15 protein-coding genes are annotated in these 15,628 nt (G+C 66.9%); 10 read left to right on the plus strand and 5 right to left on the minus strand.

Translation table 11 applies throughout. The features are described from left to right. Positions 1-13 precede the first annotated feature (13 nt). Both DK26_RS17530 and DK26_RS17535 read left to right on the plus strand, forming a co-directional pair. Positions 14-946, plus strand: coding sequence for a DUF2950 domain-containing protein (locus DK26_RS17530; RefSeq protein WP_066475163.1), 933 nt, complete (start codon positions 14-16; stop codon positions 944-946). A 103-nt stretch (positions 947-1,049) separates the two neighbouring features. Continuing rightward, complete coding sequence (locus DK26_RS17535; RefSeq protein ID WP_083533300.1) at positions 1,050-2,795, plus strand: SulP family inorganic anion transporter; 1,746 nt, start codon at positions 1,050-1,052, stop codon at positions 2,793-2,795. Here the strand turns inward: DK26_RS17535 and DK26_RS17540 are convergent. From DK26_RS17540 to DK26_RS17555, 4 genes are all read right to left on the minus strand, one after another. Beyond that, a complete protein-coding gene (locus tag DK26_RS17540) occupies positions 2,792-3,454 on the minus strand; it encodes a hypothetical protein (protein ID WP_066475166.1) in 663 nt (220 codons plus the stop codon). The genes DK26_RS17535 and DK26_RS17540 overlap by 4 nt on opposite strands. A gap of 49 nt (positions 3,455-3,503) precedes the next feature. Further along, positions 3,504-4,127 carry a LuxR C-terminal-related transcriptional regulator gene (locus DK26_RS17545; RefSeq protein WP_066475170.1) on the minus strand — a complete coding sequence of 208 codons (624 nt, stop codon included), beginning with the start codon at positions 4,125-4,127 and terminating at the stop codon, positions 3,504-3,506. Between the two features lie 66 nt (positions 4,128-4,193). Continuing rightward, on the minus strand, positions 4,194-4,637 hold the full coding sequence (locus tag DK26_RS17550; protein ID WP_066475172.1) for a hypothetical protein: 444 nt from the start codon (positions 4,635-4,637) through the stop codon (positions 4,194-4,196). 209 nt (positions 4,638-4,846) lie between these two features. Then, positions 4,847-6,721, minus strand: coding sequence for an adenylate cyclase (locus DK26_RS17555; RefSeq protein ID WP_210179283.1), 1,875 nt, complete (start codon positions 6,719-6,721; stop codon positions 4,847-4,849). Between the two features lie 187 nt (positions 6,722-6,908). Here DK26_RS17555 and DK26_RS17560 point away from each other — a divergent pair, with 187 nt between their 5' ends. The 8 genes from DK26_RS17560 (at position 6,909) to DK26_RS17595 (ending at position 14,836) form a co-directional block, all read left to right on the plus strand. Then, positions 6,909-7,127, plus strand: coding sequence for a hypothetical protein (locus tag DK26_RS17560; RefSeq protein ID WP_248310008.1), 219 nt, complete (start codon positions 6,909-6,911; stop codon positions 7,125-7,127). A gap of 173 nt (positions 7,128-7,300) precedes the next feature. After that, entirely contained in the window at positions 7,301-7,846 is a 546-nt protein-coding gene (locus DK26_RS17565) for a hypothetical protein (RefSeq protein WP_210179284.1), read from the plus strand. A 126-nt stretch (positions 7,847-7,972) separates the two neighbouring features. Further along, positions 7,973-8,407 (plus strand): hypothetical protein, encoded by a 435-nt coding sequence (locus DK26_RS17570; protein WP_248310009.1) that lies wholly within the window; start codon positions 7,973-7,975, stop codon positions 8,405-8,407. A gap of 16 nt (positions 8,408-8,423) precedes the next feature. Further along, positions 8,424-9,206: a polyphosphate kinase 2 gene (ppk2, locus tag DK26_RS17575; RefSeq protein WP_066475182.1), complete on the plus strand. Its 783-nt coding sequence runs from the start codon at positions 8,424-8,426 to the stop codon at positions 9,204-9,206. A 107-nt stretch (positions 9,207-9,313) separates the two neighbouring features. Beyond that, the gene (locus tag DK26_RS17580) at positions 9,314-9,763 is read left to right on the plus strand and encodes a hypothetical protein (protein WP_066475184.1); all 450 of its coding nucleotides are present in this window, start codon (positions 9,314-9,316) and stop codon (positions 9,761-9,763) included. Then, positions 9,756-10,988, plus strand: coding sequence for a biotin/lipoyl-binding protein (locus DK26_RS17585; protein ID WP_066475186.1), 1,233 nt, complete (start codon positions 9,756-9,758; stop codon positions 10,986-10,988). Before DK26_RS17580 ends, DK26_RS17585 begins: the two co-directional genes overlap by 8 nt. A 144-nt stretch (positions 10,989-11,132) precedes the next feature. Continuing rightward, positions 11,133-12,128, plus strand: a complete 996-nt coding sequence (locus DK26_RS17590) for an ABC transporter substrate-binding protein (RefSeq protein WP_083533301.1) — start codon at positions 11,133-11,135, stop codon at positions 12,126-12,128. Continuing rightward, positions 12,125-14,836 carry an ATP-binding protein gene (locus DK26_RS17595; RefSeq protein ID WP_066475191.1) on the plus strand — a complete coding sequence of 904 codons (2,712 nt, stop codon included), beginning with the start codon at positions 12,125-12,127 and terminating at the stop codon, positions 14,834-14,836. The genes DK26_RS17590 and DK26_RS17595 overlap by 4 nt, the downstream gene beginning before the upstream one ends. On the opposite strand, the gene DK26_RS17600 is transcribed toward DK26_RS17595, so the two are convergent. Then, positions 14,800-15,519 (minus strand): response regulator, encoded by a 720-nt coding sequence (locus DK26_RS17600; RefSeq protein ID WP_066475192.1) that lies wholly within the window; start codon positions 15,517-15,519, stop codon positions 14,800-14,802. The genes DK26_RS17595 and DK26_RS17600 overlap by 37 nt on opposite strands. Positions 15,520-15,628 lie beyond the last annotated feature (109 nt).

Genomic DNA, 15,628 nt, shown 5'->3' on the forward strand with positions numbered 1-15,628 from the left:
CGGGATCGGTTTCATGACAAAGCCATGGCAAGCGCTGCGTCGGCTCGCTCTCCTGTTCACGGCGGGGGCGGCTCTGCTCGTCTCGCCGGTGACGGCCGCGCATGCCCAGCAGCCTTTCAATACGCCGGCCGAGGCCGCGGCGGCCCTGGTCGAAGCGGTGCGTGCCCGGGACGTCGCGCGCTTGCGGACCATTCTCGGCGCTCCGGCACGCGCGATCCTCAGCTCCGGCGATACAGTCGCCGACGCGGCCGATCGCGAGCGCTTCGTCGTCGCCTATGACAACCGCCATTCGCTGAGCGAGAAGGGCGATACCGCCACCTTGCTGGTCGGGCAGGACGAGTTTCCCTTCCCGATCCCGATCGTTCGCAGCGGCGGCCGCTGGAAGTTCGATTCGGAGGCCGGGAGCAGGGAGATCACCGCCCGCCGCATCGGCCGCAACGAGCTCGCCGCCATGCAGGCCGTTCTCGCCTTCTACGACGCGCAGCAGGATTACGCGGCGAAGGATCGGACCGGGAAGGGGGCGGGTCTCTACGCGAGCCGGATCGTCAGCCGGACGGGCATGCGCGATGGGCTGTACTGGCCGAGCACTGCCGGCGAGGAGCAGAGCCCGTTGGGTGAACTCGCGGCCGAAGCGGCAGGCGAGGGCTACCGCGCCGGCGAGGAACGCCGGCCCTATCACGGCTATTACTTCAAGATCCTGACACGGCAGGGCTCCGCGGCGCCGGGAGGGCGGATCGACTATGTCGCCGGCGGGCGGATGATCGGCGGCTTCGCCATCTTGGCCTATCCGGCGGAGTATGGCAGGTCCGGCGTAATGAGCTTCATGCTCAACCATTCAAGCACGGTCTACCAGAAGGACCTCGGCCCCCGGACCGCCCGCATCGCGGCCCGGATAGGCAGCTTCAATCCCGACAGCGGCTGGGAGAAGGTCTCGCCCGGCCAATAGCAGCAGTGGTGGCCTTTCGGATGCTTCGAGCCCGCATTCATCTCCCTCCGGCTCGTGATGCCCGTTCGGGAGGCAAGACCCGGAAATTGCCGGGGCTGCGGCGATGAGAGTCAGAGATCTGCTTCCTGCCAGCCTTGTGGGCTACCGGCTGGAAAGCTTGCGCTTCGATGTGACAGCCGGCCTCGCCGTCGCCGCCGTCGCCATTCCCAGCGCCATCGCTTATCCCGCCATCGCCGGCCTGCCGGCCGAGGTCGGCCTCTATGCCAGCATCCTGCCGCTGGTCGGCTACGCGCTGTTCGGCCCCTCGCGCAAGCTGATGGTCGGCCCGGATGCCGCGACCATGACCGTGCTGGCCGCGGCGTTGGCGACCCTGCCTCTCGACAATCCGGCCGATCGTGTCGCCGCTGCAGCGGCGCTGGCCCTGATGGTCGGCGTGCTCTGCGTCCTGGCGGGCAGGCTGAGCCTCGGTGTCGTCGCGTCCTTCCTGTCGCGCCCGATCCTGATCGGCTTCATCAGCGGCATCTCGATCTCGATCCTGATCGGCCAGATCGGACGGCTGACCGGTGTCCGCATCGAGGGCGAAGGACTGGTCCAGCCGCTGCTCGAAATCATCCGCAAGGCCGGTCAGATCCATTGGCCGTCGCTCGGCTTCGGTGCCGCGATGTTCGGCCTGCTCGTGCTGCTCGCGCGGCTACGCTTCCCGATTCCTGGGCCGCTCGTCGTGGTCGTGCTGGCGGGCATCGCCTCCGCGCTGTTCGATCTCGAGGGCCGCGGCATGAAGGTGATCGGCAGCCTGCCGAGCACGATGCCGAGCTTGTCCTTGCCCGATGTCTCGCGTTTGCCGGTGAAGGAGCTGCTGCTGGGTGCCGGCGCGGTCTGGCTGGTCAGCGTCAGCTCCGGCCTCGTCGCGGCTCGCAGCTTCGGGGCGCGTGACAAGTTCGACGTCGACGCCGACCGCGAGCTGACCGGACTCGGATACGGGAACATTTTTTCGGGCCTGTTCAGCGGCTTTCCCGTGACGGTCTCGGACTCGCGCACGGCGATCAACATCTCTGCCGGTGCCCGCTCGCAGATCTCGGGGCTCGTTGCCGCCTTCGCGCTGACGGCGCTGTTGCTCTATCTCAACGACGCGCTGCGCCTCCTGCCCAATCCGGCGCTGGGCGCCATCCTCGCCTTCGCCGCCCTGAACCTGATCGATCTCCACGGTCTTCGCGAAATCTGGCGCGTCAGCCGCACCGAGTTCGTCTTCGCCCTGATCAGCATGTGGGGTGCGATCAGCCTCGGCGTGCTCAGCGGTGTCGTCATCGCCATCGCCGGCACTTTGCTGCATGTCCTGCTCAAGGAAATGCGTCCGCGCGTTGCCCTGCTCGGGCGGATCGGCGGGCGGCCCGGCTTCTACAAGCTCCACCGCAGCGAGCGCGCCGCACCGGTGCCCGGCATGGTGATCTTCCTCGTGCAGGGCAGCATCCTGTTCTTCAATACGGACTTCCTGCGCGACCGTTTCGAGAGCGTCGCGCAGGCGGCCCCGCCGGGCACGCACTGGTTCCTGGTCGATGCCAGCGCCGTCGCGCAGATCGATACGACGGCGGTCGCCATGCTGCAGAAGCTGCGGGCCGATCTGTCGCAACTTGGCCTGACGCTGGTTCTCGCCGAACTCCACCGCGAGCCCTGGGAGATCCTGCAGCGTGCAGGCTTCTTCGAGGGGCCGGAGGCCACAATGGTCTTTGACGATGTCGAGGACGCGGTCAGCGCGCTCGCCGGCCGCGAGCCCGGCACTGCGGCGCAACCCGCCCCGGCCGGCATTGGCAGCGAAGGGCCGGCAGGCGAGGGGCGCGCCGGGGCCGTCTAGGCCGGCTCGGTTCGCCTGTATTCGCGGACCAGGATGTCGCCGCTGATGATCAGGACCCAGAGCGGAAAGACCAGGAAGGCCCCGTCGACGACATGGCTGCCGAGCAGGAGGAAGGCGGCTGCGGCGTAGCCGCAGAACGCCGTCCAGCGCGCCGCAATTTCGGTGCGTAGCACGATGGTCGAGGCGGTCAGCAGGAAGACGCCGGCGACTTTCAGCGCGTAGACGCTGACGAGGAAATAGGAGAAGGACCGCGCCAGGGTGAAGGTCACCGACCCCGCGAGTTCGCGCGGCAGCACCGCATGAGTGGTCAGGATCGCGCCGATGGCGGCAGCTGCGGTGAACAGCATGCCGACGAAGAGCAGGCCGCTGCCGAGGAAGACCGTCGCGAATAGGGGATGCTCCTGCGTACCGAGCCGGTCGCGCAGAACGCCCATGAACCAGAGAAAGGCGATGCCGGCGAAGGGGATGAGGTGAAGCGCGAGCTCGACCTTCCAGGCCTGGGCGCCGAGCCAGTCGCCGGGGTCGCGCGGATGCAGGCGCAATGTCTGGAGCACCAGCATGATCGCCGAGAGGAGCAGGACGGAGAACAGGATGCCGGCGACCGCCGCGGCGCGCGGCGCCTTCAGCCCGGCAGGTGCGTGATGGGCGGGCGACACCATGCTCGACCCCGTTTCACTGTGAATGCGGCGGCCGCGCGGGGCTGTCGGGCTAAGGATCGGCGAAGCGCAGCAGCCCAAGCCGCTCGGCGCAGGTTACAAGCTCGACCACCGAACGGATCTGCAGCTTCTCCATCACCTTGTGGCGATGCGCCTTCACCGTCCGCTCGGTGGTGCCGAGCACGAAGGCGACCTGCTTGTTCATCTTCCCGCGGATGACGAGATCGAAGACCTCGCGCTCGCGTCGCGTCAGCAGGAGCAGTCTCTGCCTCGCGGCGCGTACCCGGCCTTCCTGCTCGCTGGCGAGGCGATGCCGGGCGATGGCGCGGTCGATCGCGACGATCAGCTCCTCCGAGGCCACCGGCTTCGTGAAGAAGTCCTCGGCTCCGGCCTTGATCGCTCTGACGCCGGTGCGCACGTCGCTCGGGCCGGAAAGGCAGATCACCGGGAGGTTCGAGCCGGCCCTGTTCAGCCGGTCGAACAGGACGGGTACATCAGTGTCCGGCTTCTCCACGTCGACGACGATGCAGCTTGCGCTGTCGCCGTCCGGTATCTGGCTGAGGATCTCGTCGGTGCTGCCATAGGCCTTGGTACGGTAGCCGCAGGCCCGCAACAGGTCGTCGATCCCTGCCTGGGCGGATAAATCTCCTTCAACGATATGCACGAGATCTGACATGGCTTTCCCCCGATTTCCTGCCAGGCGGGCAGCCGCTCCGCCGGTCACCTCGGAATGCGCGCGGCCTCAGGGTGGCTTCAACGAGTCCTGGCCGCAGCGTTGATACCTAGTTGCTATGCCGCCCTCCGGGCCGAGATAGCGGTTGAGTGTCCCGCCCTCCGCCAGCGCGAACACCGCGCGGGCGCTATCGGATGAGACAGTGGTGCTGCAGCTCAGGTTCAGCACCTGCCGCGCGCCCTGCGCAGTCATGCGGACGATCCGGCAAGTGGCGAGCGGCGTCGCCAGGCGCTGGCCGGCAATGATGAAGGCCGGCGCGAAGGCGGCTGCAGGCCGCCGGAACGCTATTGCCGCGCCCTTCGAGATGAAGACGCTGGAGCAGGTGCCCCCTTCCTCGAGCCAGGCGCCCTGGAAGGCGGCGGCCTGCGCCCGCACCTCCGAGAGAGGCAAGCTGAACGTGGCTGAGGCCACGGACGCGACAAGGAGCGTCAGGCGGCAGATTGGCGCGGTCATCCAGCCTCCATCGCTAGGGCAGGCGCGGTCGAGCAGGGGGCGCCGGAAGCCGGCGCGCTCAGTCGATCCGGGATGGCAGGACGCGTGTCGGTGAATGATCGCCGGCAACTATTGCAACCTGAACGGGTTGCTGCGTCGCGCCGCCGCCATGCTGCTGCGCTTAACTTCTTGCAGCAGTGCAGGCCGCAAAGGCCGTTCCGGGAAGTAGGTTACGGTTGGCTACGTTGGGCTGGGTCGTCAACCGGCCCGGCTGCCGGCGCCGCTGCGTGCTGCTGCGCGTCCCAGGCGGATAGCTGCGTTCGCACCGGGAAGCCGGCCTGGATTGCACCGCGGGTCAGGATCGCGCGATCCCTCGCGTTGAAGTTGCGCCGATCGAGCTCGCCGTCGAAGTCGGCGAAGAAGCCGGGGCGCAACTTGAGGAATTCGGCGCGGGCCTGCGCAGCCTCATGGCCCATGCCGCTCCGGGCGAAGATCAGCGCGGCCACGAAGTGGTAGATCGAAAAGCGCTGCAGATTGGCGCGCTTGATCAGGTCGATGGCGCGCGCATCCTCGCCCTGCATATAGCCGGCAAGGGCGAGAAGCCCGGTATAATAGCTTGAATGGCCGGGATTCTTGGCCATCGCCTCTTCGATCAGGCTGGCGCCGCGCGCCCAGTTGCCGGATTGCGCGACCCAGGCGCCGAACTCGCCGAGCAACTCTGTGTCGTTGGGATTGAGTGCCCGCGCCTGCGTGCCGATGCGCAACGCCTCGGCAGCCTCGCCGCTGAAGTAGAGCACCGTCATCAGCGCCTGCAGCGCCCTGACATTCTCCGGCGCGAGCCTAGCCGCCCGCTCGGCGGCGCCCCGAGCCCGGACCATCGGCGTCGGTTGGCCGCCGCGGCGATTCAGTTTGAAGCGTTCTTCGTCGAGATAGAGATAGGACAGCATCGCCCAGCTGGTCGCATGCTGCGGATAGCGCTCCGTGACCTGTTCGAGGCACTCGCGCGCCTGCGCATGCTCGGTGGCGTCGATCACGGTGCGGTAATGGTAGAAGCGGTAGGAGCAGTCCTGCGGCAGGCTCGCCAGCCCCTGTTTTCCCGGCCGCACAAGCAGCGGATTGGTGAAGATGACCCCGTAGGGCTGCGCGACAGCGGTCGCGACATTCGCGGCGATCGTCGTTTCGATCTCGACGATCGGCTTGTCGCGCGGATCGGCATCATAGGTCCCGGCCCACAGGACGATCGCGCTGTCGCCCTCCAGCACGCGTGCCGATACACGCAGCTTGCCATCGGACAGGCGGATGCCGCCCTCCAGCAAATAGCGACTGCCGGGAAGGCGCGGAGTCTCTCGGGCGGTGGTGTCAGCCGACGGACCTTCTGGCGTTTCGCGCGTGCGGACCGTGAGCTCCTTGAAGCGGGCGAGCTGCGCCAGCAGCTCCTCGGAGAGACCGGCGGCGTAATAGTTGACCTCCGGTTGGCCCGACAGGTTGGCGAAGGGCTTGAGCGTCAAGGAGGGGCCCTCGGGCACGGATGGCGCCCTCGCGGAGGTCACAGGCTGCGGCGGGGTCACAAGCAAGGCGAGGTAACCCGCCGCGAGCATTGCCAGCGCGAGCAGCGAGCCGACGAGCCAGGGCGGGCTCTGCCTGATCAGGGCGGCGGTGGCGCTGCCACGCTGGTCGCTGCGCGGCGGCGCAGCAGGCTGGGCGTCAGCCCCATGCTCTTGCCGCCAGTGGAAGCAAGGAACATATCCGCCCTTCGGGATCTCGATCACGACAGGGGCGGAGCTTCCCGCCAGCAGATAGTAGCGCTCCAGCGCACGCCGCAGCCGCCCGGCTTCGATGCGCACGACCGGGTCGTTCTGGATGTCGAAATTGGAGTCTCGCCCGAAAACCTCGATCGCCACCGAATAGGCTTTGATCCGGTCTGCCCGGCCGGCCAGCGTCTCGTTGACCACATAGATCAGGAACTGGCGCACTCGCGCTGGCACGCTGAATTCCGCACTGGCGAGAATACGGTCGAGCTGCGCGCGGATTTCCTCCTGCGGCGGGGGCGGCCCCGGCGGCGCAGTATTGTCGTCGTCACAGTTCCTGGGCCGTTGCTGCTCCACGGAATAGGCTCCCCCGAGCCGGACATCCGATTAGTAAAGGCAAGGCGAGACGGTATTTCTGTGTAACCTCCCGTTATTTACTCCCAACGCGGCCGGCAGGCCACATAATTATGGCCTTTCACGGGGGCTCGATCCTATGGATACGGGCGTTCTGGCTGCCATCAGGCGTCTGCCGAAACACAAAAAGGTGATCGAGGAGCTGGTGCTCGGCAGCGAGAGCTTCCGCAATATCTGCGGAGACCTCGCCGAGGCGGAGCTGGCGCTGCGGCGCTGGGAGGCCTCGGAAGCGCCCGGGGCCGCTGCCCGACGTGACGAATACAGGCATCTGATCGACGGGCTCGAGGCCGAGCTCCGGCAAGCGATACACGAGCGTCAGGCCCGGCATTCCGGCCGGCATGGCGGCTAGGGCATCGGACCGAAAGAAGGGCTGTGGCTTTCGGATGCATCCGATGCTTCGATGGAGGGGATGAGACGCCACTGCGCCTCGATCGGACGCATGGCGCTCAGGAAGCAGACTGGTGTTCCTCAGGGTGGAGAGTTCCGATGTCGAAGCATGCAAGCTGGATCCTCGCAATCTCGTTGGCCATCGGTGCTGCGGGCTGCGCCACGACCCCCACGGTAACGAGCGAGACCGTGATCGTGGCCGGCGTGGGCGCGGTCGAGGTCGAGCGGATTGATGTCGAGGTCGTCACCATCAATCCGGCGACGCGCATCGTCGTCGTTCGCCAGGGACAATATGCGTGGCGGGTGATGGTCCCCGAGATCTTCGGCGATCTGAATGCAATCCGCCCGGGCGACAGGCTGCAGATCCGGCGCGTCGAAGGCGCGCTGCTCGGCGCCCGGCGCGCGAAGCGGGGCGCCCGGCCCGAGATCGTCTATACCGAGGAGGTCAGCGCGCCGCGCTTCCAGAACCTGCCCGACAGGTTCGTCGAACGCTCGCTCACCCTCACCGCGAAGTTCGAGAGCTTTGATCCGGCCACCGGCATTGTGAACTATGTCGGTCCCGCGGGCCCACGGACCCACAGGGTGGTCGATCCCGATATCGCGAACGACCTGCGGCGCCTGCGGCGCGGCGACATGGTCGATCTGACCTTCGCCGAGGCCATTCACGTCGTCAGGCTCTGAACAGGCCGGAGCTCCTCCGCAGGTCGCCCGCATGGCGATCTGCGGCGGAACCCGACGCAGGAGTTGCGCACCATGTCGACCGCAAGTTCCAAACCACAGACGGCTACGCTCGCCGATGAGAGCTTCATGTCCGCCGACGATCTCCGCTCCTACATGGCGGATCTCGAAATGGCCAAGGCGTCGAAGCTGCTGGGCGCCATGGACAAGGCCGAGGAGGCCCGCAAGAAGCTTGTCGCGACCTTGCAGGAAGAAATCGCCGTCACGCCGGAGAAGATCGCCGAGATCAAGCACAGCCTGGCGAACAAGACCCGAGCCGCCGCCGAGCGTGGCGAGAAGGAGGTGCTCGTCATGCGCTTCCCGAGTGCACTCTGCACGGATCGCGGACGGGCGATCAACAATGCCGAGGCGGATTGGCCGACCACGCTGACCGGGCGGCCGCGCCAGGCCTACGAGTTCTGGAAGGAGCATCTTCAGCCGGCGAAGTACAAGCTGCGCGCCATGATCGTCGAGTGGCCGGGGGGGCTACCGGGCGACGTGGCGTTCTTTCTGAGCTGGTCCTAGCGCTCGGAGCACGACGATGAAGGCGGATTCGACCAAGCCCATGAAGCGCAAGCAGTATGAGCGCGAACTGCGCGAGCTGCACGGCGAACTGGTGAAGCTTCAGGAATGGGCGAAACATGCCGGCGGCAAGGTCTGCATCGTTTTCGAGGGGCGCGATGGCGCCGGCAAGGGCGGCGTGATCAAGGCGATCACCGAGCGGGTCAGTCCGCGCGTCTTCCGCGTCGTCGCGCTGCCGCCCCCGACCGAGCGCGAGCGCTCGCAGATGTATGTCCAGCGCTACCTGCCGCATCTGCCTGCTGCAGGCGAGATCGTTATCTTCGATCGCAGCTGGTACAACAGGGCCGGGGTCGAGCGGGTCATGGGCTTCTGCACAGAGGATCAGGCCAAGGGCTTCCTTCAGATCGTTCCCAGCGTCGAGAAGGCCATCGTCGAGTCCGGCGCCATCCTGCTGAAGTACTGGCTCGAGGTCGGCCAGGAAGAGCAGACGCGCCGCATGGAAGAGCGCATCAACGACCCCAGGAAGATCTGGAAGCTCTCCCCGATGGATCTGAAATCGTACTCGCGCTGGTACGAGTACTCACGCGCCCGTGACGAGATGTTCCATGCCAGCGATACGGCCTGGGCGCCGTGGTACGCCGTCCATTCGGATGACAAGCGCAAGGCGAGGCTGGCCATCATCTCGCACATATTGAGCTCTGTCCCCTACGAGGCGTTGCCGCGGGAGAAGATCAAGCTGCCCAAGCGGCAGAAGCCGCATGGCTATGAGGAGGTCAACTTCGCCCGCAACTGGATAGGCTAGTCGCGGGGCACACCTTCAGAATATGGTCGTGCTGGGCGGCGAGCTGCATCCGGCCGGGGCGACCCGCGAAAACCGCATGCGGCACTGGCTTGCTCTGGAGCGTCTTAATGGCCGATGGCGTTCACCCACTTGCGCCGCATCATTTGCCGGGCTTCATCACGCCGCCCGGCGAAACCGATACACTTCTGGTCGTCACTGGCTTCATCCTGCTCCTGGCGGTGCTGGGGGTCGGCCTGATCTTCCTGCGCCTGCACACGCTGCCGGAACGCATGGCGCATAAATCCCAGAAGCTGCAGTTCGAGATCGTCGCCGTCCTCGGCCTGCTCGCGCTGTTCACCCATGTGCATCTGTTCTGGGTCGCGGGCCTGCTGCTGGCCCTGATCGATCTTCCCGATTTCACCGGGCTGTTCGGCCGAATGGCGCACGCGCTCGAGCGCATCGCCGGAGTGAAGCGGCCGGCGGGTGAGACGGAGTTCGACGAGACTTCGCCGCCGGACACCGCTCATGCCACGAGCGTGAGTCACGCGCCGGCCCGGAAGGAGCCCGGCCATGCTTGAACTGCTGGTCTGCTCGCTCCTCACCATTGTCCCCGATTACCTCTACCGGCGCTTCCGGCAGGGCAAGCGCCTCGGCAAGGAAATCACCTTCTACTCGGTCTGGTTCGAGCTGCGCTGGGGCATCACGACCTGCCTCATGCTGACAATCGCCCTGATCACGGTGATCTTCTACAATCACCCGACGACGACCAGCGCCTCGGTGATGTTCCGGACCGTTCCGATCGTACCGGAGATCAACGGTCGCGTCGCGGAGGTGAACATCGCCATCAGCGGCAATGTCACCAAGGGCGATCCGATCTTCCGGCTCGATAGCAGCCGGCAGGAAGCGGCGGTCGCGACCGCGAGGAACAAGATCGCCGAAGTCGAGGCCGCGATCGTCGTCGCCAGGGCCGACCTGCTCACCGACGAAAGCAAGATTCTCGAGGCGAGGAGCGCTCATCAGCAGGCGCTCGACGAGCTCGAGACCAAGCAGGAACTGCGGCGGCGCAATGACGACATCGTCGCGCGGCGCGAGATCGAGCGGCTCGAGAACCTGGTCGCCGGACGCGAGGCTGCGGTGTCCGCTGCCGTCGCCTCGAAAGGCAGCGCGGAGACGCGGATCTCGACCCTGCTGCCGGCCGAGAAGGCGAGCGCCGAGGCGGCGCTGGTGCAGGCGCAGGCCGATCTCGATCGCACGGTCGTGCGCGCCGGGGTCACCGGCCGCGTCGAGCAGTTCACGCTGCGCGTCGGCGATGTCGTCAATCCGCTGCTGCGGCCGGCCGGCGTGCTGATCCCGCAGGAGGCGGGCAGGACGACCTTGCAGGCCGGCTTCTCGCAGCTCGAAGCGCAGGTCATCAAGGTCGGCATGGTTGCGGAGGCGACCTGCCTCTCCAAGCCCTGGGTGATCATCCCGATGGTCGTCACCAACGTGCAGGACTTCATCGCCGCCGGCCAGTTCCGCAGTGGCGAGGTCCTGCTCGACGTGCAGCAGGTTTCGAAGCCGGGTACGCTTCTGGCCTTCCTCGAACCGCTCTATCCCGGCGGGCTCGACGGCGTCACCCCGGGCAGCACCTGCATCGCCAACGCCTATTCCAGCAACCATGAGCTGATCGCCTCCGGCAAGCTCTCGACCAGTCGCAAGATCATCCTCCACGGCGTCGACGCGGTCGGTCTTGTCCACGCGCTGCTGTTGCGCATCCAGGCGCTGGTCCTGCCGATCCAGACGCTCGTGTTCAGCGGGCATTAGGGCAGGCGCGACACTCGCGCCCGTATCGCGGTCCTGGCCGGTATCGGCAAAGCCGATGCCGGCTCTCGACGCGCCCGGCCGGGGCATGCGAAGCTCGCTTTCAGGGAGCAGCTGGGGTGCTCCTCTCTCATTCTGGCTCGCCGCATGCGTCGTCGCTCCCTTTTGGTTGCCCTGGCAACATGCGGGCTCGCGCTCCGCGGTCGTCCGACTTGGGCGGCGGCGCCTGCCAGACTGGTCTCGGTGATCACCGCATTGCCGCTCGACCATCCGTTGGTGCGTTCAAGGATGGGCGAGCTTCGCGGCTTGCTGGCCGAGCGTGGCTGGGTCGAGGGAGGCAATCTACGCGCGATCTGGCGGTTTTCCGGCGCCAGCGAGGACGATCTGGCGCGCGCCGTCGGGGAGACGCTCCGTGACAGGCCCGACGTGATCATCGTCGGCTCCAGCACCGAGGCTGAGGCGGTTCTTGCCGAAACCCGGCGTACCCCCGTTCTGTTCAGCACGGCTTCCGACCCTATTGGTAGCGGCTTCGTGCGTTCGCTCGAGCGCCCAGAGGGCAACGCCACCGGCTTCAGCAACAACGCCCCCGCAATGTCGGCCAAATGGGTCGAGCTGCTGGTCGAGATTGCCCCTGAAACCCACCGGATCGGCGTCGTCTTCAACCCGCGTACCACGCCGGCCGCCGGCGAGACCTATCTCGCCACCCTGAACGCCAGCATCGTGGAGCAGGAGCTCGAACTTGGGATGCTGCCGGTGGCCGAGCCGGCTGCGATCGAGCGCGCGATTGCCGGCTTCGCCGCACATGGTGCGGGGGGAGGGCTGGTTTTCTTGCCTGACAGCTTCACCTTTCGCCATGCTGGCCGATGTGCGGAGGCCGCCGCCCGCGCACGCCTGCCGGCGATCTATCCGTTCGACACCTTCACGCAACAGGGCGGGCTGATGTCGTACACTGGCGCCCGCGAAGGCACGGCCGAGCTCATGGCATCCTATGTCGACCTGATCCTGCGCGGCGCGAATGTCGCGGAGCTCCCGGTGCAGTTCTCACGCAGCTTCGAGCTGGTCATCAACGAAAAGGCTGCTGCGGCGCTCGGACTCGGCCTGCCGCCTTCGCTGCGGATCCGTGCGCAGCGGATCGTCTCGTGACGCAGCACGACACCGCGCCGCTGAAGACTGCCAAGCCGCCGCATGGCGCACTCGGTCGCAAATATGCGCTCTTCATGGGCGTTGCGATCTGCCTGGCGCTCGGACTCAGCACCGCCGTCTCGACCTTCTTCGCCTTCTCGGACCAGCGGGCGCTCGTCGTCCGCGTGCAGCAGGAGCAGGCCCGGGCGGCGGCGCAAAGGATCGGCGCCTTCGTGGCCGACATCATGCATCAGCTCGACTGGGTCTCGCAAAGCGGAGCCGGCGGCAATTCGGCAGAGGAGCGCCGGCTCGAAGGCTTGCGCCTGCTGCGACAGGTGCCCGCGATTCTCGAACTGCGCCAGATCGATCCGGCCGGGCGCGAGCAGCTCGCGCTTTCACGCATCGAGCGCGACCGGGTCGGCAGCGGTGTCGACTGGTCGGCCGATCCCGGCTTCAAAGCGGCGCTCGCGCAGGGCGGCTTCCATGGCGACATCCAGTTCCGGCGCGGTTCCGAGCCCTATATCGAGCTGTTCAGGCGCGGCGCGGCGCCGCCGCATTGGGTGGCGCGGGCGACGGTCAACCTCGTCTTCATCCGCGAGCTGGTCTCCCGGCTAAAAGTTGGAGAGGCCGGCCGCGCCTATATCGTCACAGAGGCCGGGCAACTGATCGCCCACCCCGATCTGCGCTTCGTGCTCCGCAATACCAACCTCGCCAGCCTGATCGGCGCACATCGGGCGGCGGGTGAGCCTGGGGGCGGCCTCTCGATGACCGACATCGAAGGACGCCGTGTCCTTTCGGTGATGGCAGCAGTCCCGGAACTCGACTGGAATGTCGTGGTCGACCTGCCGGAGAGCGAGGCCTTCGCCCCGATCCACGCCTCGATCCTGCGCTCGCTGATGCTACTGGCCGTGGCGCTTCTCGGCGCTATCCTGGCCGCCATCGCGCTAAGCCGGAAACTGGTGGCGCCGATCAGGGCTCTCGGCGAGGGCGCAGCGCGGATCGGCCGGGGACAGTTGCACGAGCGGATCGACATCCGCACGGGAGACGAGCTGCAGGAGCTCGGCGAACAGTTCAACCAGATGGCCAAGAATCTGGAAGAAGGTCGCGCCATGCTGGAGGACAAGGTCGTCGCCCGCACCGCGGCTCTGAAGACGGCTCTGGAACTGGCTTCAGCCGGCCAGAGGGCTGCCGAGGAGGCCACCCGCGCAAAGTCCCGTTTCCTGGCCGTGGTCGGCCACGATATCCGTACGCCGCTCTCGGGCGTGCTCGGCGTTCTCGAACTCCTCGACCGCAGCCGCCTGAGCCAGCGCGATCGGCGTCTCGTCGCCATGGCCGCGACCTTGGGCGAGGCACTGGTCGATCTCGCCAATGCGACGCTCGACCTGTCGCGGCTGGAGGCCGGCACTGAAGGCCTCGACTTGCGAGATTTCGACCTAGGCGTGCTGCTCGAGGCCGTCGATGCCCTGATGCGTTCCCCGGCGGAGCAGAAGGGGCTCGCGCTGAAGCTGCGGGGCCCACTGCCCGATCCTCCGCGTCTTCACGGCGACCCCGGCAAGATCCAGCGCATTCTGATCAATCTCTTGCGCAACGCGATCAGCTTCACCGAGCACGGCGAAATCGAGTTCGGCGCCGGGCTTGAGCCTGCCTCGGCCGGAGACGGTATCTGGTTGACGCTCATGGTACGCGACACCGGCATCGGCATCGACCGGGCGATGCAGGACCGGATCTTCCGCGACTTCGTGCAGGTCGATCCCGACACGGGCCGGCGCAATGGCGGTGTCGGGTTGGGGCTGGCGATCTGCAGCAAACTGGCGGAGCTGATGGGCGGCGCGATCTCAGTCGCCAGCACCAAGGGGGAGGGCAGCACCTTTTCCGTCAGGCTGCCCTTGGCCGCGGCCAAGGGGGAGACGCGGTCACCCGACCGCGCGCCAGCGCCGCTTCAGCGGGTCCTCGTGGTCGATGACGACCCGGTGACGCGCGAGGTTGCCCGGGTCATGGTCGGCAAGGCCGGTCACAAGGTGCAGGCCGTGGCTTCCGGCGAGGCGGCGCTTGCAAGGTTGCGCAAGAGCGCCTTCGACCTCGTCCTACTCGACATGCACATGGCCGGCATGGACGGCATCGAGACAGCACTGTCGATCCGGGCATTGCCGGCAGCTTCGCAGCCTCGGATCATCGCGCTGACGGCCGATGTTTCCCCGGAGACCATGCGGCGGATGCGCGCCGCAGCGCTGACGACGATCCTGTCGAAGCCGATTACCTCGGCGGCCTTGCTGCAGGCCATCGGGCGGGGAGGCGGCCGCAGCGGCGAGGGGCCGCCCGTGGCGCTTTCGGCCGAGCTGCCCGTCGACATCGCATTTTTCCGCACCCAGAGCAGCCTGATCGGCGAGGAACGCACGCGGCAGCTGGTCCAACTCTTCGCGACCGTGTCGGAGAAGATCATCACCGGTCTGCGCGCGGCCCTGCAGGATTCGGACAGGGGGGAGCTGCGACGACTGGCTCATCAGCTCGCGAGCTCAGCCGGCGCCGTCGGCTTCGGGCGCGTCTTCGTCCTGGCGGGTAGGTTGGAGCGTGAGGCGCTGGTCGCCGAGTTCGAGGCACTTGCACTTGCGGTCGAGCTGCTCGGCCAAGCCACCAGCGACGCCTTCGAAGCCCTTGCTGCTCTCGATGACGATGCGCCTGTCCTGGCGGAGGCTCAGATATCGCGCTCGACCGGCAGCCCGAGCCTGTAGCCGATGCCGCTGACCGTCATGATGATGCCGGGATGTCCGGCATCGCTGAGCTTGCGCCGGAGCCGGGCGACCAGCGCATCGACGCTGCGCGCGTCGACATCGGTGTAGCGGTTGCTGACCACCTCGATCAGATAGTCGCGGGTCAGGGCATGCTCCGTGCTTTCGACAAGAGCGGCGAGCAGGTCGAACTCGCCGCGCGTCAGGCGGATAGGCTCTCCGGTCAGCGTCGCGAGCTCGCGACGCAGCAGATCCATGATGAACGGGCCGAAGGTTGCGGTCGTGCTGCGGCGGGCCGTGTCGCGCTCGATCCTGCGTCGCCGCAGCACCGAGCGGGTCCGGGCGAGAAGGTCGCGCAGGTCGACGGGCTTGCTGACATAGTGATCGCCCGCGAGTTCGAGCCCGACGATCCGGTCGACATCGGCATCGCGCTGCGTCACGAAGATGATGCCGGCATCCGAAAACGTCTGGAGTTCTCTGGCGAGTTCGAAGCCGTCTCCGTCCGGCAGCACGACATCGATGAAGATCAGCTCCGGCTTGAAATTGCGGACCGCCCGCTTGGCCTGGGCGATCGTCTCTGCTTCCTGGATCTGAAAACCCTGATCGCTGAAATAGCCTGCGATGACCGCACGGGTGACGGGGTCGTCCTCGACGATGACCAGCCGTTCTCCCGATGTCGCGTCCATCAGCCCCGCAATCCCCGGCCGGCGACCGCCTCCATGGCAGGTCTCGTGCTCTGGCCCGGCGGACGATTCAACAGGGATCGATCTAATTCAAGCGATTGCAGCGGCAATT

This window comes from Allobosea sp. WAO (assembly GCF_001509835.1).
Taxonomy (GTDB): domain Bacteria; phylum Pseudomonadota; class Alphaproteobacteria; order Rhizobiales; family Beijerinckiaceae; genus Allobosea.